We start from the raw sequence: 22,115 nt of genomic DNA on the forward strand, positions 1-22,115 counted from the left end.
AAGGGGAAAATGAGATGACAAATATAAGAAAGATTGCTGAACTTGCTGGAGTATCTGTTTCAACTGTTTCACGTGTACTAAATAATCATCCGTACGTAAATGAACAGAAACGAAAAGAAATTTTAGCGATTATAGAAGAATTAAATTACACGCAAAACGTGAATGCAATTCATTTAGTAAAAGGAAAAACGAATGTAATTGGCGTTTTATTGCCACACGTAAATGATCAATATTATAGCGCTATTATCGAGGGGATATCAAAAGAGACAGCAAAGAATAATTATAATATGATGCTTTGCCAGACGAATTATAGTGAAGAAAGAGAACTAGAAATTTTGAATATGTTAAAAATGAAAAAGCTTGATGGGGTTATTATTTGTTCTCGGACAAATAGTAAGGAGAAGCTTGAAGAATATACGAAATTCGGCCCGATTGTTATGTGTGAAGAAATAGATTCAAAATGCATTTCAAGTGTACATATCGATTACTACAAAGTATTTTCACGTGGGATGAAAAGCTTAATAGATGCCGGTCATACACGTATTGGATATTGTATTGGAAGAAGTAATAGTGTTAATAGCCAAAGACGAAAGAAGGCGTATGAAGATTCGCTTCAACAGAGTATCGTAACACCGTTAGAGACCTGGAAATTTGAAGGTTGTTTTACAGTGGAAGATGGACGCAATGTAATTAGAGAATGGGCTCATATGTCAGTAAAACCGACAGCGTTCCTTGTATCTTGTAACCATATTGCAGCGGGGATGGTTACAGAAGCAAAAAAACAAGGAATTCGTATTCCAGAGGATATTACGATTATCGGGTGTGATGATCAAGAGGTGGCAGATATATTGGGTATAACGACGATTTCGCATTCTAGTAAAAACGTTGGAGTAAAAGCGTTTGAATTATTATATGAAAAGATTAATGAAGAGAAATTAGATGTGAAGCATATAGAGTTATTACCAGAGTTAATAGATAGAGAAACGACATAATTGAGAAGGTGTGAAAATCGCTTTTCAAAATTTCGTTTGGTATAATTATGGACAATCTATGAGGGCTAAAAGGGGTTTTGATATGAGATCAAAAGTAGTAAAAGTAATTCTACTCATTACAATTGCATCTTTCTGTTTATTTGCATATGGCTTTGTTTCAGGTGTAAATGATGTATTAAATCCGAAAGCTTCAAATTTAATTAAAAAGACCGATGTAGTGGCAAAAGAGAAAAAGAAAACGGGAACGTTACAAATCGTTAGTTTAGGTGATTCATTAACGCGTGGCGTTGGTGATAAAGAAGGAATTGGCTATGTTGGGCGAATGAAAGAGGATTTACAAAAAGATTATAAGCAAAAAATTGCATTAACAAATTTAGCAGTTAGTGGTGCAAAAATGCCCGATTTATTAAAACAAATTGAAAGTAATGGCGCTCAATATTCAATTAAGCAAGCAGATGTAATTGTGTTAACGATTGGTGGAAATGATTTGTTCCCAGGCTGGGAATCACTTGGGAAAATAGATTTAGAGACGTATCGTCCTGACACAGAGACGTTTCAAAATGAAGCAAAGAAAATTATAGAAGAAATTCGTAAATTAAATACAGATAGTCCGATTTTTTGGCTTGGTTTATACAATCCTTTTGAAGATGTAGAAGATTTAAAAGGGTCTTCAAACATTGTTGTGGACTGGAATGCATCTTTAGAGAAATTAGCGCTAAACGATAAAAATGTGTATATTACACCGACATTTGATTTATTCCAAAACCGCGGGAAAGATTTATTATACTCTGATCATTTTCATCCGAACGAAGTAGGTTATACGTATATGGCAGAACGTTTAGTTCAAAATGTTGTAAGTAAATTAAAACTAGAACAAGGAGGGGTAAAATGACAACGATACTTTCCGTACGAGACTTGAAGAAGGTAATTGGAAAGAAGACTCTTGTAGAGAATATTTCCTTTGATGTAAAGCAAGGAGAAGTGTTCGGGTTCTTAGGACCAAATGGTGCTGGAAAGACGACTACCATTCGAATGTTAGTCGGATTGATTAAGGCGACAGAAGGTACGATTTCTATCGGTGGTTATTCGATTAAGGAAAATTTCAGAGAAGCGATGCGTCAAATTGGGAGTATCGTTGAAAACCCAGAGTTGTATACATATTTAACGGGATGGGAAAATTTAAAGCAATTTGCTCGTATGTTAGGTGATATATCAGATGAACGTATTATTGAAATTGCTGAAATGGTTCATTTAGATGAAAGAATTCATGACAAGGTAAAAACGTACTCACTTGGTATGAAACAACGCCTTGGAATTGCGCAGGCGCTCCTTGGAAATCCGAAATTGCTCATATTAGATGAACCAACGAATGGTTTAGATCCAGCAGGGATTAGAGAACTTAGGGAATTTATACATAAGCTTGTAAAAGAAGAAAATATGAGCGTGTTTATTTCAAGCCACTTGCTAAGTGAAGTGCAAATGATATGCGATCGCGTTGCTATTATTCATAAAGGAAAGATGATAACAGTTGCCAAGGTTGAAGAATTAATTAAAACAGCAAGTGATCGTGTAGAATGGATTGTTACACCGATTTCTAAGGCGAAAGATATGCTAGAAGCGGCCGAAGAAGTAAGGGAAGTGAGTGTAGAAGGCGATCGATTACTATGCCGCATGGATATTGCATCTATAAGTAGTTGGAATAAACACTTTGTCGCAAATGAAATAGATGTACATAGCGTTAAGGAGCTTGTATTTACGCTAGAAGATTTATTTATTGAACTCACAAGGGGTGAGCAGCATGCGTGAATTTGCGAATCTAGTTTTAAATGAATCAGAAAAGATTTACCGCAAGAAACGTATTTTTGTTGTCATGCTTATTTTAGCAATCTTGATCCCGCTTTTTGTGTATGCGCAGTATCGTGAAATAGAAACGACACAAAAAAGACTCGGTACAACTGATTGGAAGGTTTCATTGCAACAGCAAATTGTTGATTCTCAGAACCGGTTGAACAATTCTAGGTTGCCAGAAGAATGGCGTGATTGGTTAAAGGTAAGAGTTGAGCAACAACAATATTATTTAGATCATGATATTAATCCGATGGCACCGGGTGCACCGACTTTTGTCAGAGCATTTATTGAACAAGGAATTACATTATTTATTCCGCTTCTCGTAATGATTGTCGCCATTGATATCGTTTCAGGAGAACGAAGTGATGGGACGATGAAGATGTTACTTACGCGGCCGATTCGGCGCTGGAAAATACTCCTTAGTAAATACGTGACGATGTTATTTTTCATTTCGCTCATACTGTTTCTTGTAGGTTTGTTTGCTTACATATTATCAGGGCTTGTATTTGGGTACTCGGGATGGAATTTACCTGTTTTAACAGGATTCGTCATTGATAAGGAAACGTTAAATACGAACTTTGTGCATCTTATTCCGCAGTGGCAATACATCTTAATGGCGTATGGACTAGCATGGTTTGTTGCTATCGTTGTCGGAACTATATCATTTATGGTCTCTGTTTTAATTCGTAATACACCAGCTGGTATGGGCGTTATGCTAGCTGCATTAATTGCAGGCGGTATTTTAAGCTCGTTCGCAACATCTTGGGAAGGCGCCAAATATATTTTTAGTGTGAATTTATCATTAACGGATTATTTATCAGGAAAATTACCTGCATTACAAGGTTTATCGATGGGATTTTCTTTGATGAATTTAACTGTTTGGGCAGTTGTTTCTCTTGTTATTTCGTTCGTAGTATTTACAAGACAGGATATGGTGAATTAATTAGACAGGAAGTGACAGTATGGAAAATGTTTTAAAGAATGATTGGGAGCCACTATTGGCACCAGAATTCGAGAAAGAGTATTATCTTACTCTATCCAGTTTTTTGACAGAAGAATACAGCACGCATGTTGTTTATCCGAAGGTAGAAGATATTTTTAACGCTCTTCAGTATACAAGTTATGAAAATACAAAGGTTGTCATTTTAGGGCAAGATCCATATCATGGACCGAATCAAGCGCATGGTTTAAGCTTTTCTGTGCAACCTGGTGTTAAAACACCACCGTCATTGTTAAATATGTATAAAGAACTTCGAGATGAATATGGTTATGAAATCCCGAATAACGGTTATTTAGTAAAATGGGCGGAACAAGGAGTATTATTACTAAATACCGTATTAACAGTTCGTCAAGGCGAAGCAAATTCTCATAAGGGAAAAGGATGGGAGCACTTCACAGATCGTGTAATTGAACTGTTGAACGAACGTGAAAAGCCAGTTATTTTCATATTGTGGGGGCGCCATGCGCAGGCGAAGAAGAAATTAATTACGAATCCGAATCATCATATTATCGAATCTGTACATCCAAGCCCATTATCGGCAAGACGTGGTTTCTTTGGTAGTAAGCCATATTCTAAAATAAATACGATTTTAGCTAATATGGGCGAAAGAGAAATTGATTGGGAAATTCCAAATTTATAAATAGAAAAGGTAGTTAACAGTTGTTAACTACCTTTTTATTATCATTGTTGCTCGTTCTTTAATTTTGCATCTAGTACAAAAGTACCAAATGGGATAACTGATGAAACGAATGCTCCAAGTGCCCATAAAATTGATTTACGGTGTACGATTGTTACTTGAATTACTGCAAAGATGAATAGAATAAATAGAACACCATGAGCCATGCCAGTAATTTTAACAGCTGTTGCAAATCCTGCGAAATATTTCAATGGCATTGCTACAAATAATAGTAATAGGAAAGAAATACCTTCAACTAGTCCAATTGCTCTTAATCGTCCGATTGGTGTAGATAACATAAAGTAGCCTCCTTTAACGTATGCTTGTATATAGTAAATTTGTATTCTTTTTCAAAATAAAATAGTCTATTTTGTTTCATTATATACAAAAAGAAAGTTTACACTACGAGAATAGTGCAAAGTTCAAAATATAGTCACAAAAGCATGAGAATTTAAATAAAAACCTATTTGAAGTATTTGACTTCAAATAGGTTTTGTGAATGAAAATATTAAACAAGTACATCCGTTTTTAAAACGAATTTCTCTACAACTTTTGCAACACCATCGTTCATATTTGTATCTGTTACGTAGTTTGCAATTTCTTTAATATCCTCAGGTGCATTGCCCATTGCAACGCCAAGACCAGCAAATTCAATCATTGCTTGGTCGTTATAGCTATCGCCCATTGCGATAACTTCTTCACGCTTAATGCCAAGCTTTTGAATCAGTTTGTTTAAGCTTGTTCCTTTTGTAACACCGGCTTCTGTAAATTCTAAGAAGAATGGTTTCGAACGCATCACGCTTAATTGGCCTTCTAGTTGTTTTTGTAGTTTCTTTTCAACTTCAACAAGGCGTTCAGCCTCTTTATTCATTAATACTTTTACTACAGGCTCTTTAACTGCGGCTTTAAAGTCATCTACTACAACAATTGGCATACCGGTAATATCGCCCTCAATTTCAGTATAAGGATTATTTTCTTCCGTTACGATATCATCGCCCATATAAGTATGAATCCATACATCTTCAGTTTGACTAATTTCAAATAGGTTGTGAACGATTTCAGGAGATAGCGTACTACTAAAGATTTCTTCGTTTGTTTTACAGTTAATAATTTTTGCACCATTAAAAGATAGAATGAAACTGCCGTATTCTTCTAAACGAAGTTCTTTGGCTACATTGCGCATACCAAACGTTGGACGTCCAGAAGCAAGTACAACCTTTACACCTTGCTCTTGTGCAGTCATTAACGCTTCTTTCGTACGAGGTGAAATAGTATGGTCATCACGTAATAAAGTATCATCTAAATCTAAAACAATCATTTTATAAGTCATATAGAAAATTCCTTTCTTTAATTGAAATCAAAATACATGTTCATGAAGATGTTGAGGAATAATAGTAAGACATCAAACCTCTTTGAAAAGAAGTAGATAAATTATTATGAGTTGTTGCTCATAATATTGGTTAATAATCATTGGGGAAGAATAAAACCCCAATGATTAAAGTTTGATTTTATCGTAACAACTCTAAAGGTAGAGTGCAATAATGGAAGTTTTCCAATTTAAGATATTTGTTTTGCAGCGGAACGAGAAAATAGTATTTCTAGCAAGATTGCCATTACAGATCCAAGAACGAGACCATTACTTAAAAACGATGCTAGAAATGGTGGAAGTGTGGAATATGCTCCTGCTGGAACAAACATAACTCCGACTCCTGTAAAGATTGAAAGACCGGCTACTTTAAATAATCGTTCTTTATCCTGGACAGTTTCGTATTCTCGAAAGGCGAGACCAATCATGCTTGCGAATACAGGATAAATAGCGGCATAACCAACTGCAACAGGGATTGCCGCAAAGAATGAAGTAATCTTTGGAAATATACTAACGACAATAATAAAGCTTGACCCTAATATAAACGGGAGACGTTTATAAATATTAGTCGTTGCAATAAAACCTGCTGATCCAGAAATAGCGACAGGCCCAATAGCTGAAAATAGGCCGCCTAGCAATTGGTTGATTCCTGTGATAATGCCAGCTTGTTTAAAACGATCTGATGCAGCGTTTTCTTCATATTTAGAGACAACCTTTTGTACAACGCGAATACTTGCTAACATATTTGTTAGAAGTAAGAGTGTAACGAAAATGACCGTAATTACCATGTTCCATTCAACACGAGGCATTCCGAAAACAAATAAGGATGGAAAACGGATTATGTCTGTCACTGGTGTTATTGGATTAGATAATCCGAAACCTGCGAATAATATCCAGCCGCATACGATACTGAAAAGAACGGAATATTGTCCAATAATAGGTAGCTTCATGATGAAAAAGGATAGTAAAATAACAATGAGTGAAAGAATAAATACGTTAGGTTGTACTTCTGTATGTTTTCCATCAAGGCCAAACATTCCCTTTAAGAAGGAGCCACTAAGCTGCGCGACAAGAAGAAATAAATACGTTCCAATGACTGTCGGTGTAAAATAGCGAACGAGTTTATCAATAAGTCCAAAAACGCTAAGAATAATACAAATAATACCGCTTAATAAGAAAGCATATTGAAGAACTTTAAGTGTCTCATTGCTTGATCCAAATAGCACGACGCCTAAACTTGCGTAAAGGGAGAAAATTCCCCACCAAAGGCCAGCAGGACCTTCTTGAATAGGAAGTTTATGCCCAAATATAGCTTGCAAGAGACCAGCAAAACCTAGAACAAATAACGTTCTTTGTACGAATGCGATAGCTTCAGCACCATCAAGACCATAACTAGTTGCGACACTAATTGGTACAATAAGGCTTCCAGCTAAAATAAATAGTGCCCATTGTAAGGCGGAAAGAAATGTCTTCATTATATCAACCTCTTTCATAGATTCCGTATCTAGTATATACGTATTTTATTTCCACTGGCAAAGATTGTAGATAGAGAAAAGAGTTGAAACACGGTATGAATGCACGTAAGCAATTATGGATAGCAGTTATATGTATGACTTTTGTTGTAATTCTAGGAACGATAGGATTTATGACGATTGAAGAGATTAGTTTGTTTCAAGCATTTTGGATGACAATGATTACTGTATTGACTGTTGGATACGGAGATGCCGTTCCTGTAACGCAAGCGGGGAAAGTATTTGCGCTTCTTATTATTCCTGTTGGCGTAGGTATTGTTACGTATGCAATTGGGGTAGTGGCAGCTATGATTATTGAAGGGAATTTATTTCATGCAGTACGGAGGAAGAAGATGGATAAACAAATAGCGCAGTTGAAAAATCATATTATAGTATGTGGTTGCGGTAGAGTGGGGCTTCAAGTTGTACATGAATTGCAAGAAAAGAATATTCCATTTGTCGTTGTTGATAAAGATGAAAGTATATTGGAGCAGGAAAAGCTTTTATTTGTACATGGAGATGCAACGGAAGATCAAGTATTACATAATGCCGGAATTTTAAAAGCAGCTGGTTTAGTTGCTATTGTTGCAAATGATGCCGAAAATGTATTTATTACATTAACAGCAAGAGGGTTAAACGATACGATTAAAATTGTGGCGAGATCTGAAAAGCCAGAAACTGAAGAGAAATTAAGGCGTGCCGGTGCAAATAAGGTTATTAATCCATCTAGTATGGCAGGTATTCATATCGCAAAAGGTATTGCAAATCCATTAACCGTTCATTATATTGATACAGTGTTGTATGGAATAGAACAGTCATTTGTCATTGAAGAAATTCTAGTTGGAAAAGATTCAATATTAGTTGGTAAATCGTTACTAGAGAGTAATGTAAGGAATCAGTTTGATGTAACAATATTAGCGATTTCAAGAAATGGGGATATTATACATAATCCAGCAGGGCAGGAAAAATTGAAAGAACGTGATATGATAATAGTATTTGGTTCAGTAGAGAAATTGGGACAATTCGAGAAAGAATTACAAAGTACGAGGTGATAAGGAATGCAAATATCTAGCGGCAAGATTTTAAATAAAATGGCGAATGAAATTGCGAAGGCGAAAAGTAGTGAAGGACAAAAGTCAAAAGAACATTTATTAGTTGTGCGTGCTTTATGTGACTTATTATTAGATGAACAAGTTGAAACATCTACATATAGAGAACCGCAAATTCCATCGCAAGTAATTGAATCACAACCAGTAACAACTATGCAACCAATTGCACCTGTTTCTGGGGAGCCAGTATATATAAAAGAAAGTGATGCAAACGGTAACTCTTTATTTGATTTTTAGAAGATAAATCGTTTGGCTTATATGAAAAAATTGCTTATGATAAAGGTAAAAAAGGGGAATTAAGATGAAAATTTTCTTTTTACTAGGTTGTATTGCAGCGGGGCTATCTGTTGCGTTAGGGGCCTTTGGAGCACACGGTTTAGAAAATAAAATTTCTGCAAAAATGTTAGAAGTGTGGAAAACAGGCGTTACATATCAAATGTTTCATGCAGGTGGACTATTCGTAGTTGCTTTATTGATGGATAAGGTTCAATCATCACTTTTAACTACTGCTGGTTGGCTAATGGTAGCTGGAATTATTATGTTCTCAGGTAGTTTGTATGCATTAAGTACGACAGGTATTAAGTTCTTTGGTCCAATTACACCTCTTGGTGGTGTAGCGTTTATTGTGGCGTGGATTCTAGTAGGGACTGCAGTTGTAAAAGGATTATAAAAAACAAAAGCTGGCATTTGCCAGCTTTTTTTATGGTCTTGGAGTATAAGTTGCTTGTTGACTAGGTAAATACGTAATTTCTTCTGGAAATTCTACGTAATCTAAGTAGATCATTAGTAGTAAATAGCGTTTTCCTGATTGCGGTTCACTAATAACGATATGGTCACGGCCAGCTGCTTCAATAATACCTGTATAAGATTGTGTGCCAAGGGAACTGCCACGTTCATAGGTCATTACAACCGTAGCTTGCTTACCTTTGTTTAAACGAAGGATATTTTCAATATAGGATTGCTCTAGAGGTAACATGCCTTGAGAAATTGCATATTGAGCTTGCGCAGCTTGAGCTGTTTGTTGTTGCATCGCTTGCTGCTGTTGTTGAGTCATTTGTTGCGGTTGTACATAAGTTCCAGATGGTTGATAAAAACCTGTTCCATAGTACGGATTTTGTTGCTGTGCCATTCAAAAATCCCTCCTCATTTTTATTCCTTAATATACGCTAGGGCAGTCTCCAGCAGATGGCTGGAAGAAGCAGTGCTTTTTAAAGCGACCAGAGTTTTGTTGGTTATACCAAGTTGGTGGACATGCACCTTCAGGTCTAAAGAACCATAAGGCAAAGTTGGCAGGCCAAAAACGTTGCCCTTGAATGGTCCGTCTCGCTAGGGCAATATCTTGTTCGCGTGCCCGTTGATAAAAATATCCTTTTTGCGTTGCTTCAAAACCGCCGGGGTTTTGATAAACCATTTGACGTAAATTACGAATGCTTTTAAAGTCTAAACAATTTCCGCGGACACGATTTACCCCAACGTTTCCGACCATTAACATTCCTTGTTGCCCTTCTCCTTCGGCTTCAGCACGCATCAGTCTAGCCAACAACTTTACATCTTCTTCGTTATAAGCAATAACGCCCATTATGTGTCACCTCTCTTTTTGTAATACCTTTTGGAAAGAGGTTTATCCCGCATTAACAGGCAGTAAGACTCCTGCCCTAAAATTTGGTTGAAGTAAAGAAATTAGATGGGAGATCAAACTGCCCGTAAACGCCCGATTGGTTCAACTAATAATCAGCGGGGGATCCCCCCACTGATTAAAGTTTCACTTTATCTCTAGATGAAGTGTGTAACAATTACTAGTTCATACGTATGAGGAAAAGGACTCAGATATGACAACCAAACGAAGTTTTACATTGAGAGTGGAAAATAAAAAAAGCTAGCGTGAGCCAGCTTTTTTATTAAAAAACTTTAGACCATAAGTTTGAGAAGAAATCACCAATAGAGCGCATTGTTAACACAAACCAATTTGCTTTTTCAACTTCCTCTGTCGTTTTTGCAGTAACTTTCATACTTTTACTACCGTCTAAGAAACCATATTTATCAGTTGATTCTAAAGTAATTGAGCCTACTTTGGTATCTTTCTTAATAGGAGCAACTAAATGTCCATCTTCAGAAAGAGATTTATCTAATTCAGTTCCAATTTTATAAGGCTCTTTGCTACCTTTTTTCGCAATTACTGTTATTTCTTTTTCGGGTGCAACAGTTACTTGGTCTTCTTTCCCTTTTACTACAGAGATTGTATTGTTTTTACTAACTTTTAGTTTTTGTTTTTCAAAGTTATTAAATCCATATTCGATTAATTCACGAGATTCCGTGAAACGTTCATCCATTGATTTTGTTTTAATAATAACCGAGATAAGACGTACATCACCACGTTTAGCAGTAATGGTAAATCCGTATCCAGCTGTATCAGAACTTCCGGTTTTTAAACCATCAGTACCTTCATAAGCGAAAGCAGCTCCTGGTAACATCCAATTCCAGTTTTCCATACGAATTGGTTTTGGGTGATTGTCTGGGAAGTTTCTAAATCTTTGTTTTGTATCCTCTAGCATTTCTGGATACTTTGTAATCATTGCTTTTGAAAGCATACCCATATCACGAGCTGACATAGAGTTTTCTGCATTTGGATCAGTACCCTCAGGATGTTTTCCTTTTAAGTCAGCGTTATTTAAGCCAGTAGCGTTTACAAATTTATATTTCTTTAATCCTAGCTTTTTAGCATGTTCATTTGCAAGATTTAAGAAGTTTTTCTCACTTCCTGCAAGAAGTTCTGCTAAAGCAATACTAGATCCATTTGCAGAGAATATAACAATAGAATGATATAATTCTTTTACAGTATATTGACGTCCTTTTTCGAACGGTACATTAGAGAATTCATTATTACGAGAGACTTCATAAGCGTAATCAGAAATATTTACTTTCGTATCCCATGTGATTTTTCCTTCTTTAATTGCTTCTAAAACAGCGTAAACAACAATTAATTTTGACATACTAGCAATAGCTAGCAATTCATCTGGATTTTGCTCGTGAAGTATTTTTCCTGTATCTGCATCAAATAAAAGTGCAGCCGCCGCCTCAATATGTATTTTTTCTTCCGCATGGGATGTTGTTACTCCTAAGGAAGAAATTGACAATACAAGCAATAGTAAAATAGACAAGATTTTTTTCATATAGATTATCACCTTCGCATCGTTATTTAGCATATAGCTCGTATCATTTTAGCATATCTTTACATATAAAAAGGTTACAATTTTACAAGAAATTTGAAAAAATGTTGGTTTTTCTTCAAAAGTGCAGAAAAAAGGAGATTTTTGAGGATAAATATAGAGAAGAATAAAAAAAGGAACGAATTTCGTTCCTTTTCACCATTTATATGTGTAAAAATTTCTCTACTTTTTCGTCTTGTAAAATGTTTCCAACGAAGAATGTTCCAAATTCACCATAACGAGCACTTACTTCATCGAAGCGCATTTCGTATATAAGTTTCTTAAATTGAAGAACATCGTCAGCGAATAATGTTACGCCCCATTCGAAATCATCGAATCCAACAGATCCTGAAATCACTTGGCGTACTTTACCTGCGTATTGACGACCAATTTTACTATGGCTGTACATCATTTTTTTACGTTCTTCCATAGGAAGCATGTACCAGTTGTCATCACCTTGGCGACGCTTATCCATTGGATAGAAGCAAATATGATTTGCTTTCGGTAATTCAGGATATAAACGAGCTAAAATTTGCGGGTTTTGGTATGGATCCTCATCAGCTGGAAGGTAGTTGCTTAATTCAACAACAGATACGTAAGAATATGCAGGAACCATATATTCAGCTAAAGTTGTTTTATTCAATTCTGTCTCAATTTCATTTAACTCTTCCATTGTTGGACGTAAAATCATAAGCATAATATCAGCTTTTTGGCCAACAACTGTATACATTGCGTGACTACCTTTTTTCGCAGTAGCTACTTCGTTCCATTTTTCAACGACATTTAAAAATTCAGACACTGCTTGTCCGCGTTCGTCGCTAGATAATGTTTTCCATGCAGCCCAATCAATAGAACGTAAATCATGTAAACAATACCAGCCATCTAACGTTGTTGTTGCTTCACTCATTCTATTCACCTCAGTTAATGATAGTTTTACACGTTAACTATAGCATATATAGTTTTAAAATCATCTATATAAAACCTTGGCGCATAAAATTGTCACATTTAAGTGTTTAAGCAAGGTGAATTTAACGGCTGAATTTTATGAAAATATAATCATTTTTATTTTATCTATTTTTTGGGAGCTATAAGTTTAAAATATAGAAGAAAAGCAGTATTCTTAAAGATAGAGTTTTTTTAACATATGTAGGAGGGTTTATTCGTGAGCAACTTATTTACAACAGTAAAAGAAAAAGTTCAAGGAAAAGGCATTTCTATCGTACTTCCTGAAGGAACTGATGAAAGAATTTTAGGCGCTGCAGAGCGTTTAGCAAAAGAAGAGTTAGTAAAACCAATCTTAGTTGGTAATAAGGAAGAAATTAGCGCAAAAGCTGCTAGCATGAATTTAACATTAGCAGGCGTTGATATTTACGACCCAGCTACATACGAAGAAATGGATGCAATGGTAGCATCTTTCGTTGAACGCCGTAAAGGTAAAGCAACTGAAGAAGACGCTCGCAAAATCCTTAAAGACGAAAACTACTTCGGTACAATGCTTGTATACATGGGCAAAGCACACGGTTTAGTAAGTGGTGCAGCTCACTCTACAGCTGATACAGTTCGTCCAGCACTTCAAATTATTAAAACAAAACCAGGCGTTACAAAAACTTCTGGCGTATTCATCATGGTACGTGAAGAAGAGAAATATGTATTCGCTGATTGCGCAATTAACATTGCACCAAACAGCCAAGATTTAGCTGAAATCGGTATCGAAAGTGCGAAAACTGCTGAGTTATTCGGCATTGATCCACGTGTTGCTATGTTAAGCTTCTCTACAAAAGGTTCTGCGAAATCTCCAGAAACAGAAAAAGTTGTAGAAGCAACTCGCATTGCAAAAGAAATGGCTCCTGAGTTAACTTTAGATGGAGAATTCCAATTCGATGCTGCATTCGTACCATCTGTAGCTGAGAAAAAAGCTCCAGGTTCTACAATTAAAGGTGATGCTAACGTATTCGTATTCCCAAGCTTAGAAGCTGGCAATATCGGCTACAAAATCGCTCAACGTTTAGGTAACTTCGAAGCAGTAGGACCAATCTTACAAGGCTTAAACATGCCTGTAAATGATCTGTCTCGTGGATGTAACGAAGAAGAAGTGTACAAGTTAGCTTTAATTACAGCAGCTCAAGCACTTTAATTCTATAATGAATTGAAATAAAGACCGTCGCTATTATAGCGACGGTCTTTATTTTTCTAAGCCAAGTGCTTTATTATTACGATCAATAATACGTTGTAAATTCGTCTCATATAAAGGAATCTCGTCTATTGTTAATTGAGATGTTGTTAACTTTGGAGCGAATTGCTGCAATGTTTTTAAAAGACGCATCATTAAATCTTGTACTGTAATGGTTTCGCCAAGTAATTCTGAGAGTGAGGCCATCGTACTTGGTACAATTTCAGGGTACGTAAAGCGTGTTTCTTCCCCTTGAATTGCTAGGTTGTAGAAATCACGAACGAGTGCGGCACGCTCAGAGCCACTTCCGGTAGCACAGAGGTAAATTTGGACAGCGACCCCCCCGCGAATACGACGTTGTGAAATACCAGCGAATTTTTGATCGCGAATACTTAAGTCATAACTACCAGGACAGTAAGAGCCAACAATTTCTTTTGCCTCGATAGTAACGTCGTAATCCTTTAACATCTCCTTAATCAAATGCCACATTGTATCGTATCCAAGATCGATATCGATACCTTTTTCTGTTTCTTGAAATAAAAGTGATACATTTAAAACACCTTCATCAAGCACGACCGCAAGCCCGCCAGAATTACGAACAATGACATTGAAGTTGTTTTGTTTTAAAAAAGAAATACCTTCTTCTAAATGTGGAAGGCGTGAATCTTGAATGCCAAGGACAATTGTATTGTGATGAACCCAAGAACGCATTGTTGCGGCTGACTTGCCATTTCCAATGCTTGTGCATAATGTGTCATCCATTGCGAATGACTGAAGTGCATGGAATGTTGGTCCTAAACTAGATTGATCTACAATGCGCCACTCTGGCTGAGATAAAATGGAACGGGAATTGCTCATATAACTAACCCCTTATCTTTAAAATGACAATCTCTATTATAGCAAAAAATGAAGAATGGAGTTTTCTCACATATAAAGGGGGAGCTTAGAGGTGAAATAATAAAAAGGATGCATTACATGCATCCTTCTTATTCTGCAATTTTTTCTAAATTACCGTTTCGGTCCATTCGGAAAGATGTTTGAGAACGTTCTTCGTCATCCATGACTGCCAATTTACGAGCACGGTTCATAATGTTCATAAGTGTTTCGTAATCTTCTTGTACAGTATGAGATTGCTTTTCTAATTTTTCTAGTTTCTTTTCTAGTTCCTCATTCCGAAGGATTTGTGCTTTAATTTCTTGTTTCAATCTCGTATTCTCGTTTTCAAGAGCTGTCACTTTTATATTTGAAGATCCGACTGTTTGTAAAAAATAAATAACATCTTGCATTGTCATAGAGCTTCTTGCAGCAGGAGCAGTAGATTCTTGATATGGAATAGCTTCTTTATATTGTACGATTGATTCTTCTTGTACTAATTCTTCATAATCAGTTATCGAATCTGAAGCTGGTGGTGTATAAAGTAAACGTTTTTTCGCTTGTTCACCGCTTGCAGCACGCATTTTATCTTTACGATGTTTTTTTGCTAGTTGAAGAGCTTGTTCATAGCTATAGCGAACAACAGCATTCCAGCGGAAACCACAAGCAGCAGATGTACGATTTAACTGATCCCCTACTTCCTCAAATGCATTTAATTGCGTACTTCCTTCTCTAACATGACGAAGTACCGTTTCAGCAAGTAATAAATCATCCTCATCTGTCCAAGCATCTTGTCTTACTTTCATAGATTCAACTCCCTTTCTTTTTATGAACTTCCTATTTTTATAATGGGCAAAAAAATAAACTTTTATACAAAGCTTTTAAAAATATGGTAGATTTCGATGAAAGGTAAAAATTTTCCCATGAATGGTGAGCGCTTCTGTAGGAGAGCATATAAATATGTAGCAATATGTAGAGAATAGGCTTTGTAGGGAAACTTGCAACGAGCTTCAAAGAGCGGTAAAATACCATTTAGTGTTTATTTTTAAATGTACTTGAGAAAAGTTTAAAATAGAGGAAGTGTTATATAATGGGAAACGAGTTTCGCGTGTGCGATGACTGTCAGGCAACGAACGTTAAAACGTTAGTTCCGAAGCTAAAAAAAGTAGATTCATGTGCAACGATTGAAGTTGGATGTCAGTCTTACTGTGGTCCTGGTCGTAAAAAATCATTCGCATTTGTAAATAACCGTCCAGTTGCGGCTCCAACAGAAGATGAGTTAATCGTGAAAATTGAAGCAAAGTTAAATAAGTAAGAAAAAGAAGAGTGAAAAGATTCCTCTTCTTTTTTTATGCCCATAAGAGGAATGGTTTATTCTGCGAAAGTAATCTTGTGTGGATGAACGTTTTCTAAAGGATGGACATAACTTTTGTATTAAAATTCCAATTTATATAAATTTATATTTCAAAATAATGGTTGACAGTCTTTTAAAGCGATAGGTAGAATAGAAGTGTCTGATTCTGAGAATCATTATCAGGGAAATAACAATTCACCTAATTTTTTTATTACTATTTGAGAATAAATTTCATTTCAATAAATATATGTTGTTGGTTAGGATGGTTGAGGGATGGAAGCGAGCGCAAGCAGTATAGAACAGCAAGAAGAGAATGTTAAAGAGATTAAGAGCAGACCGCTCATCGCTTCTATTATTTTAGTAGCGGGTACAATTTTGTTAGCTTTAAGCATGGCAGTTTCTATTTCTTTTGGGGCTGCAGATATTAGTTTAAAGACTGTATGGCAAGCTGTATTTCAGTTTGATGGATCTATTACACATCATAACGTAATTCAAGAGCTTCGCATGCCTAGAGCAATAGGGGGCGTAGTTGCAGGTGCCTTTTTAGCGGTATCAGGAGCAATTATGCAAGGTATGACGCGAAATCCACTTGCTTCACCATCGTTAATGGGGATTACAGATGGAGCTGTATTTGGAATTGCAATTATGTATGCATTTTTCCCTAATTCACCTTATTTAATGTTTGTTATCGCATCTTTTATTGGAGCTGCGTTTGGTGCAAGCATTGTATATGGAATTGGATCTTCTTCACCAGGTGGATTAACACCTGTGAAATTAGCTTTAGCAGGTGCAGCTATTAGTGCTTTATTAGGGGCAATTTCATCTGGAATCGCATTGTATTTCAATCTTGCCCAAGAGGTGAGTATGTGGAATGCAGGCGGAGTCGCTGGAGTGAAATGGCAAAGTATTAATATGTTAGTGCCAATTGGCCTTGTTTGTCTTTTTATCGCAATTATGATGTCGAGATATATTACAATTTTGAGCTTCGGTGAAGAAATTGCAATTGGACTTGGTCAAAATACGACATTGATTAAATTTATCGGAACAGTACTTGTTCTTGTTTTAACGGGTTCCGCAGTTTCCATGGCAGGATCAGTTGGATTTGTTGGTCTTGTAATTCCGCATATGACTCGTTTCCTCGTAGGCTCGGACTATAGATGGGTTATTCCATGTTCTGCGGTCTTAGGTGGGCTGTTAATTGAATGTGCAGATATGTTATCTCGCGTTATTAACCCGCCATTTGAAACGCCAATTGGAGCAATTACAGCGCTAATTGGGGTTCCATTCTTCCTCTACTTAGCACGTAATGAAGGGAGAGGAAAGATGTGAGGACGAGTGTCTTAACAAAAAAGAACATTTCTATATTAACGATTTTAGTAGGACTAATCGTTTCTATATTTCTTATTAGTTTAAATACAGGAACTTTTAAAATCCCGCCAATGGACGTATTAAAGTCATTGGTTGGACTAGGGGCTGAAGATCAGTCTGTTATTTTATTTGAATTCCGTATGCCGCGTATGGTAATTGCTATACTAGTCGGTTCTGCTTTAGCTATGTCAGGCGCGATTTTGCAAGGTTTATCACGAAATCCGCTTGCTGATCCAGGTATTATAGGTATTAATGCTGGAGCGGGATTAACAGTTGTTATATTCGTCTACTTCTTCTTCGGAAAAGTAGGGACTGGTACATTTTTATCTGTATTCATTCTTCCATTCTTCGCACTAGTTGGAGCGATATTAGCAGCGGTAATTATTTATTTACTAGCATGGAAAGACGGCGTTTCATCGACTCGATTAATACTAGTCGGTATTGCCGTTGCAGCTGGATTTGGAGCTGTTAGTTTAATTTTCTCTATGAAGATGACATCTAACGATTTTCGTTTTGCTACGATTTGGCTGGCGGGAAGTCTATGGGGGACAGATTGGAAATTCGTATTAAGTGTACTTCCATGGATGGTTATTTTCTTACCGCTTGCTATAAGTAAAGCACACATATTAAATGTAATGAACCTAGGCGATTCTACAGCAGTTGGCCTTGGTGTAAACGTAGAAAAAGAAAGACGTAAATTATTATTTATTGCAGTTTGTTTAGCAGGTGCATCTGTTGCTGTTGCCGGCGGAATTGGCTTTATCGGTTTAATGGCCCCGCATTTAGCAAGGCGCCTTGTTGGTGGTAAACATCAAATTATGTTGCCCACAGCTGCGCTAATAGGAACGTTTTTACTTTTATTCGCAGACGTAATTTCAAGAAGTGTACTAACAACTTCAGAAATACCAGTCGGTCTTGTTATTTCTGTAATTGGTGCACCGTATTTCATTTATTTACTTATGAGGACAAAATAAAGGGAGGCTTTTCGTATGGCAACTTTAGCGGTGGATGCGGTATCTGTTGGCTATAATGAAGGTTTAATTATTGATGGGTTAACAGTTGAAATTCCGGAAGGGAAAATTACAACAATTATTGGACCAAATGGTTGTGGGAAGTCCACATTATTAAAAACGGCGTCTCGTATTTTGAAGGCAAAGCAAGGTACTGTTTATCTTGACGGAAAAGCAATTGAGAAACAGCCAACGAAAGAAATTGCAAAGAAAATGGCGATTTTACCACAAACTGCAGAAGTGCCAACGGGTCTTACTGTATTTGAGCTTGTGTCATATGGAAGATTCCCTCATCAAAAAGGGTTTGGCACGTTGAAAGAAGAGGATTATCGCTACATTAACTGGGCACTTGAAGTGACAGGAATGAAAGAATTTGCGAATCGTCCAGCAGAAGCGCTATCAGGCGGTCAACGTCAACGTGTTTGGATTGCAATGGCTCTTGCACAAGGAACAGAATTACTTGTATTGGATGAACCAACGACGTACTTAGATATGGCTCATCAATTAGAAGTATTAAACTTATTGAAAAAGTTAAATGAAGAAGAAGGTAGAACGATTGTTATGGTTATCCATGACTTAAATCACGCTTCTCGTTTCTCAGATCATATGATTGCATTAAAAGCAGGTAAGTTAATGAAACAAGGAACGCCAGATGAAGTTATGACAAGTGAAACACTTCGTAACGTATTTGAGATTGAAGCTCAAATCGTTCCATGTCCAGTAAACTGTAAGCCAATTTGTTTAACATATGATTTAGCGATGATTAGTAATCAATTGCGTAAAAAAGCATAAGTAGAACCCCCTCGTGAAGAGGGGGACTTCTAATGGACGTTGAGCTTCTTATATAAGAATGGGAAGTTGAACGCCCGTTAGAATGGGTTATTAACAACAATTAATAAATATATATTAATTAATTGTTATCTTTGTTTCTTATAGTTCGTTGTAACTTATAAGATAAATACAGCTAGAAGGAGTGGGAACATGAAGAATTTTAAAATGGCACTATTAGCAATGGTACTAGTTGTGACTTCTGTACTATTTGCAGCTTGTTCTAACAAAGAAGAAGAAAAGAAAGCAGATGCAAAGACTGAAGAGCGCACTGTAAAACATGCAAAAGGGGAAATTAAAATTCCTGCAAACCCAAAGAAAATTGCTGACCTTAGTGGTTCAACAGAAGAATTATTAATTTTCGGTATGAAACCGGTTATTACTGCTAATACATCTCAAGAAAAAATTGATGCACATATTGAAAAGAAACTAAAAGACGTTAAACCAGTTGGTTCTGCTTGGGGCGATAAAATTAACATCGAAGCAGTAGCTGCTGCAAAACCAGATTTAATTCTTGTAAATAATCGTCAAGAAAAGATTTATGATCAATTATCTAAAATTGCACCAACAGTTATGTTAAATACTCCATTAGATCAATGGCGTCCAAAATTTGAAGAAGTAGGTCAAATCTTCGGTAAAGAAAAAGAAACAAAAGAATGGTTCAAAAAGTATGATGAAAAAGCAAGCAAATTACATGACAAAATCGTTGCTAAAACTGGTGAAGCAACATTTATGAAAATGGCTGCATATCCAAATGCTTTCCGCGTATACGGTGACTACGGTTACGGTAGCGTAATCTTTAATGATTTAAAACTACCAGCAGTTAAAGGTACACCAACTGATAAACCGTTAGTACAAGTACAAAAAGAAGCTTTAATCGATTACAACCCAGATTACTTATTCGTGTTTACAACTGGTGACGGTTCTCAGCGCTTGAAAGAATTCCAAGAAGAATCAATTTGGAAAAACATGAACGCTGTTAAAAACAACCACGTATTTACAATTAAAAATGAAGACTTAAACAAAGGTTACTTCCCACTTGGGAAAGATATGATCTTAGACGAAGTTGCTGAATTCGTTTTAGGTAAATAATGTATAAAGGAAATCACTTTTACTTCGGTAAAGGTGATTTTTTCTTTTTATAAAGGGAATTAATACAGTCTTTCATTTCTTTCTGTTTCTCATTTCGTTTATAATATAAAGTAAGAATGTAGTAAAGAAAGGGGGATGTCGGAAAGTGGTATATTTAAACGACAAACTCAGCGAAACAAAAGTGTTTAAAGACCCAGTACATAAATATGTGCACGTGCGTGATCGTGTTATTTGGGATTTAATCGGAACGAAAGAATTTCAACGCTTGCGCCGTATTAAGCAGCTTGGAACGACATTTTTTACATTTCACGGTGCAGAGCATAGTCGCTTTACTCATTCGTTAGGTGTATACGAAATTATTCGTCGTATGATTGATGATGTGTTTGATGGCAGACCAAATTGGAATGCTGAAGATAGATTGTTATGTTTATGTGCGGCATTACTTCATGATGTCGGCCACGGCCCATTTTCTCACTCGTTTGAAAAAGTATTTTCATTAGATCATGAGAAATTTACGCAAAAGATTATCGTTGGCGATACGGAGATTAATGATGTATTAAGTCGTGTTGATAAGGAGTTTCCACAAAAGGTAGCAGATGTAATTGCAAAAACGTCTACTAATAAATTAGCGATTAGTATGATTTCGAGTCAAATTGATGCGGATCGTATGGATTATTTATTAAGAGATGCTTATTTTACAGGCGTAAAGTACGGAAACTTCGATATGGAACGTATACTGCGTGTAATGCGTCCGTATGGGAATCAAGTAGTCATTAAAAATAGTGGTATGCATGCTGTTGAGCATTACATTATGAGTCGTTATCAAATGTATTGGCAAGTATATTTCCACCCGGTAACGCGAAGTGCAGAAGTTATTTTAACGAAGATTTTACACCGTGCGAAATCACTGCACGAGAAGTATTATACATTTAAAAATCATCCTGTTCATTTCTATTCTTTATTTGAAGAAGAAGTAACAGTAGAGGATTATTTAAAGTTAGACGAGAACGTTATGTATTACTACTTCCAAGTATGGCAGGAAGAAGAAGATCCAATTTTAAGCGATTTATGCCGCCGTTTTATGAATCGAAATCTATTTAAATATGTAGAGTTTACAGATAAACACGGTTTAGATAATTGGATGGAATTAAGTAGTTTATTTAAAAAGATTGGACTTGATCCGGAGTATTATTTAGTAGTTGATTCAACATCAGACTTACCGTATGACTTTTATCGTGCAGGAGAAGAAGAAGAGCGTCTACCAATCCTACTTCTTATGCCAAACGGAGAGCTTAGAGAGCTTTCACGTGAGTCGGATATTGTTGAGGCGATTACAGGTAAGAAAAGAACGGATCAAAAGCTATTCTATCCACATGATTTAATCTATGAAGATGGAAGAAAAGGAAAATATAAAGAGAGAATTATTGAGTTGTTAGAAGGAAAGAAATAAGAAGCAGCTAATGGCTGCTTCTTATGAAAAAACTTGAAATTATTTGTCGCTTAAGCGTTTTCCGCCAACTGCATAATGGTTTTTGGACATTTCTTCGATGAAAACAACGATGTTTTCTTCAGGAGCACCAGTTGTTTCGCTTACTGCTGCTGTTACTTTCTCAGCAAGAGCTTTCTTTTGTTCTTCTGTGCGTCCTTCTAGCATTTTCACTGTTACGTATGGCATGTACAATCGCTCCTTTTATGTAAGTTACACTCTTATT

Annotated in this window: 25 protein-coding genes; 15 read left to right on the forward strand and 10 right to left on the reverse strand. The window is 36.2% G+C overall.

The window, feature by feature from the left end; genetic code table 11:
* Window positions 1–14 precede the first annotated feature (14 nt).
* From DN404_RS02795 to DN404_RS02815, 5 genes are read left to right on the forward strand one after another with little or no spacing between them, the layout of a single operon-like run.
* Window positions 15–992: a LacI family DNA-binding transcriptional regulator gene (locus tag DN404_RS02795; protein WP_000181975.1), complete on the forward strand. Its 978-nt coding sequence runs from the start codon at window positions 15–17 to the stop codon at window positions 990–992.
* A 10-nt stretch (window positions 993–1,002) separates the two neighbouring features.
* Window positions 1,003–1,884: an SGNH/GDSL hydrolase family protein gene (locus tag DN404_RS02800; protein WP_002022849.1), complete on the forward strand. Its 882-nt coding sequence runs from the start codon at window positions 1,003–1,005 to the stop codon at window positions 1,882–1,884.
* The gene (locus DN404_RS02805; RefSeq protein ID WP_000207717.1) at window positions 1,881–2,798 is read left to right on the forward strand and encodes an ABC transporter ATP-binding protein; all 918 of its coding nucleotides are present in this window, start codon (window positions 1,881–1,883) and stop codon (window positions 2,796–2,798) included. The genes DN404_RS02800 and DN404_RS02805 overlap by 4 nt, the downstream gene beginning before the upstream one ends.
* Window positions 2,791–3,783, forward strand: a complete 993-nt coding sequence (locus DN404_RS02810; RefSeq protein ID WP_001206477.1) for an ABC transporter permease subunit — start codon at window positions 2,791–2,793, stop codon at window positions 3,781–3,783. The genes DN404_RS02805 and DN404_RS02810 overlap by 8 nt, the downstream gene beginning before the upstream one ends.
* A 19-nt stretch (window positions 3,784–3,802) precedes the next feature.
* Window positions 3,803–4,480 carry a uracil-DNA glycosylase gene (locus tag DN404_RS02815; protein ID WP_000432519.1) on the forward strand — a complete coding sequence of 226 codons (678 nt, stop codon included), beginning with the start codon at window positions 3,803–3,805 and terminating at the stop codon, window positions 4,478–4,480.
* 41 nt (window positions 4,481–4,521) lie between these two features.
* On the opposite strand, the gene DN404_RS02820 is transcribed toward DN404_RS02815, so the two are convergent.
* From DN404_RS02820 to DN404_RS02830, 3 genes are all read right to left on the reverse strand, one after another.
* Window positions 4,522–4,815 carry a DUF3817 domain-containing protein gene (locus DN404_RS02820; RefSeq protein ID WP_000953396.1) on the reverse strand — a complete coding sequence of 98 codons (294 nt, stop codon included), beginning with the start codon at window positions 4,813–4,815 and terminating at the stop codon, window positions 4,522–4,524.
* Window positions 4,816–5,024: 209 nt separating this feature from the next.
* A complete protein-coding gene (locus tag DN404_RS02825; protein ID WP_000221397.1) occupies window positions 5,025–5,846 on the reverse strand; it encodes a Cof-type HAD-IIB family hydrolase in 822 nt (273 codons plus the stop codon).
* Window positions 5,847–6,073: 227 nt separating this feature from the next.
* Window positions 6,074–7,357 (reverse strand): purine/pyrimidine permease, encoded by a 1,284-nt coding sequence (locus tag DN404_RS02830; protein ID WP_149214713.1) that lies wholly within the window; start codon window positions 7,355–7,357, stop codon window positions 6,074–6,076.
* Window positions 7,358–7,452: 95 nt separating this feature from the next.
* Here DN404_RS02830 and DN404_RS02835 point away from each other — a divergent pair, with 95 nt between their 5' ends.
* The 3 genes from DN404_RS02835 to DN404_RS02845 all read left to right on the forward strand — a co-directional run bounded on the left by DN404_RS02835 (window position 7,453) and on the right by DN404_RS02845 (window position 9,172).
* Window positions 7,453–8,445 carry a potassium channel family protein gene (locus DN404_RS02835; RefSeq protein WP_000993980.1) on the forward strand — a complete coding sequence of 331 codons (993 nt, stop codon included), beginning with the start codon at window positions 7,453–7,455 and terminating at the stop codon, window positions 8,443–8,445.
* Window positions 8,446–8,451: 6 nt separating this feature from the next.
* Window positions 8,452–8,739, forward strand: coding sequence for a YwdI family protein (locus tag DN404_RS02840; RefSeq protein ID WP_025709656.1), 288 nt, complete (start codon window positions 8,452–8,454; stop codon window positions 8,737–8,739).
* 64 nt (window positions 8,740–8,803) lie between these two features.
* Window positions 8,804–9,172 (forward strand): DUF423 domain-containing protein, encoded by a 369-nt coding sequence (locus DN404_RS02845; RefSeq protein ID WP_000688315.1) that lies wholly within the window; start codon window positions 8,804–8,806, stop codon window positions 9,170–9,172.
* 30 nt (window positions 9,173–9,202) lie between these two features.
* Here the strand turns inward: DN404_RS02845 and gerQ are convergent, their stop codons facing one another.
* From gerQ to hemQ, 4 genes are all read right to left on the reverse strand, one after another.
* Complete coding sequence (gene gerQ, locus DN404_RS02850; protein WP_000068652.1) at window positions 9,203–9,631, reverse strand: spore coat protein GerQ; 429 nt, start codon at window positions 9,629–9,631, stop codon at window positions 9,203–9,205.
* A gap of 27 nt (window positions 9,632–9,658) precedes the next feature.
* Window positions 9,659–10,081, reverse strand: a complete 423-nt coding sequence (gene cwlJ, locus DN404_RS02855) for a cell wall hydrolase CwlJ (protein ID WP_000538167.1) — start codon at window positions 10,079–10,081, stop codon at window positions 9,659–9,661.
* A 319-nt stretch (window positions 10,082–10,400) separates the two neighbouring features.
* Window positions 10,401–11,672 (reverse strand): serine hydrolase, encoded by a 1,272-nt coding sequence (locus tag DN404_RS02860; protein ID WP_025709658.1) that lies wholly within the window; start codon window positions 11,670–11,672, stop codon window positions 10,401–10,403.
* Between the two features lie 199 nt (window positions 11,673–11,871).
* A complete protein-coding gene (gene hemQ / locus DN404_RS02865; RefSeq protein WP_001287598.1) occupies window positions 11,872–12,615 on the reverse strand; it encodes a hydrogen peroxide-dependent heme synthase in 744 nt (247 codons plus the stop codon).
* A 255-nt stretch (window positions 12,616–12,870) separates the two neighbouring features.
* On the opposite strand from hemQ, the gene pta reads away from it, so the two are divergent.
* A complete protein-coding gene (pta, locus tag DN404_RS02870) occupies window positions 12,871–13,842 on the forward strand; it encodes a phosphate acetyltransferase (protein ID WP_000067215.1) in 972 nt (323 codons plus the stop codon).
* A 48-nt stretch (window positions 13,843–13,890) separates the two neighbouring features.
* Here the strand turns inward: pta and lipL are convergent, their stop codons facing one another.
* Both lipL and DN404_RS02880 read right to left on the reverse strand, forming a co-directional pair.
* Window positions 13,891–14,736, reverse strand: coding sequence for an octanoyl-[GcvH]:protein N-octanoyltransferase (gene lipL / locus DN404_RS02875; RefSeq protein ID WP_000071951.1), 846 nt, complete (start codon window positions 14,734–14,736; stop codon window positions 13,891–13,893).
* Window positions 14,737–14,864: 128 nt separating this feature from the next.
* A complete protein-coding gene (locus DN404_RS02880) occupies window positions 14,865–15,557 on the reverse strand; it encodes an RsfA family transcriptional regulator (RefSeq protein WP_000868358.1) in 693 nt (230 codons plus the stop codon).
* A gap of 284 nt (window positions 15,558–15,841) precedes the next feature.
* Between DN404_RS02880 and DN404_RS02885 the strand changes: the two genes are divergently transcribed.
* The 6 genes from DN404_RS02885 (at window position 15,842) to DN404_RS02910 (ending at window position 21,853) form a co-directional block, all read left to right on the forward strand.
* Window positions 15,842–16,066 carry a YuzB family protein gene (locus tag DN404_RS02885; protein WP_000526079.1) on the forward strand — a complete coding sequence of 75 codons (225 nt, stop codon included), beginning with the start codon at window positions 15,842–15,844 and terminating at the stop codon, window positions 16,064–16,066.
* Window positions 16,067–16,378: 312 nt separating this feature from the next.
* Window positions 16,379–17,434 carry a FecCD family ABC transporter permease gene (locus DN404_RS02890; RefSeq protein WP_000388294.1) on the forward strand — a complete coding sequence of 352 codons (1,056 nt, stop codon included), beginning with the start codon at window positions 16,379–16,381 and terminating at the stop codon, window positions 17,432–17,434.
* Window positions 17,431–18,447 carry a FecCD family ABC transporter permease gene (locus DN404_RS02895; RefSeq protein ID WP_001260757.1) on the forward strand — a complete coding sequence of 339 codons (1,017 nt, stop codon included), beginning with the start codon at window positions 17,431–17,433 and terminating at the stop codon, window positions 18,445–18,447. The genes DN404_RS02890 and DN404_RS02895 overlap by 4 nt, the downstream gene beginning before the upstream one ends.
* A 15-nt stretch (window positions 18,448–18,462) precedes the next feature.
* Window positions 18,463–19,275, forward strand: a complete 813-nt coding sequence (locus tag DN404_RS02900) for an ABC transporter ATP-binding protein (protein WP_000212068.1) — start codon at window positions 18,463–18,465, stop codon at window positions 19,273–19,275.
* Between the two features lie 189 nt (window positions 19,276–19,464).
* Window positions 19,465–20,403, forward strand: a complete 939-nt coding sequence (locus tag DN404_RS02905) for an ABC transporter substrate-binding protein (protein ID WP_000787724.1) — start codon at window positions 19,465–19,467, stop codon at window positions 20,401–20,403.
* A 145-nt stretch (window positions 20,404–20,548) separates the two neighbouring features.
* Window positions 20,549–21,853, forward strand: a complete 1,305-nt coding sequence (locus tag DN404_RS02910) for an HD domain-containing protein (protein ID WP_000262730.1) — start codon at window positions 20,549–20,551, stop codon at window positions 21,851–21,853.
* A gap of 39 nt (window positions 21,854–21,892) precedes the next feature.
* Here the strand turns inward: DN404_RS02910 and DN404_RS02915 are convergent, their stop codons facing one another.
* Window positions 21,893–22,078, reverse strand: a complete 186-nt coding sequence (locus tag DN404_RS02915; protein WP_001147171.1) for a 2-hydroxymuconate tautomerase — start codon at window positions 22,076–22,078, stop codon at window positions 21,893–21,895.
* Window positions 22,079–22,115: the final 37 nt, after the last annotated feature.

It is taken from the genome of Bacillus sp. TE8-1 (genome assembly GCF_008368855.1).
Classification (GTDB): Bacteria; Bacillota; Bacilli; order Bacillales; family Bacillaceae_G; genus Bacillus_A; species Bacillus_A cereus.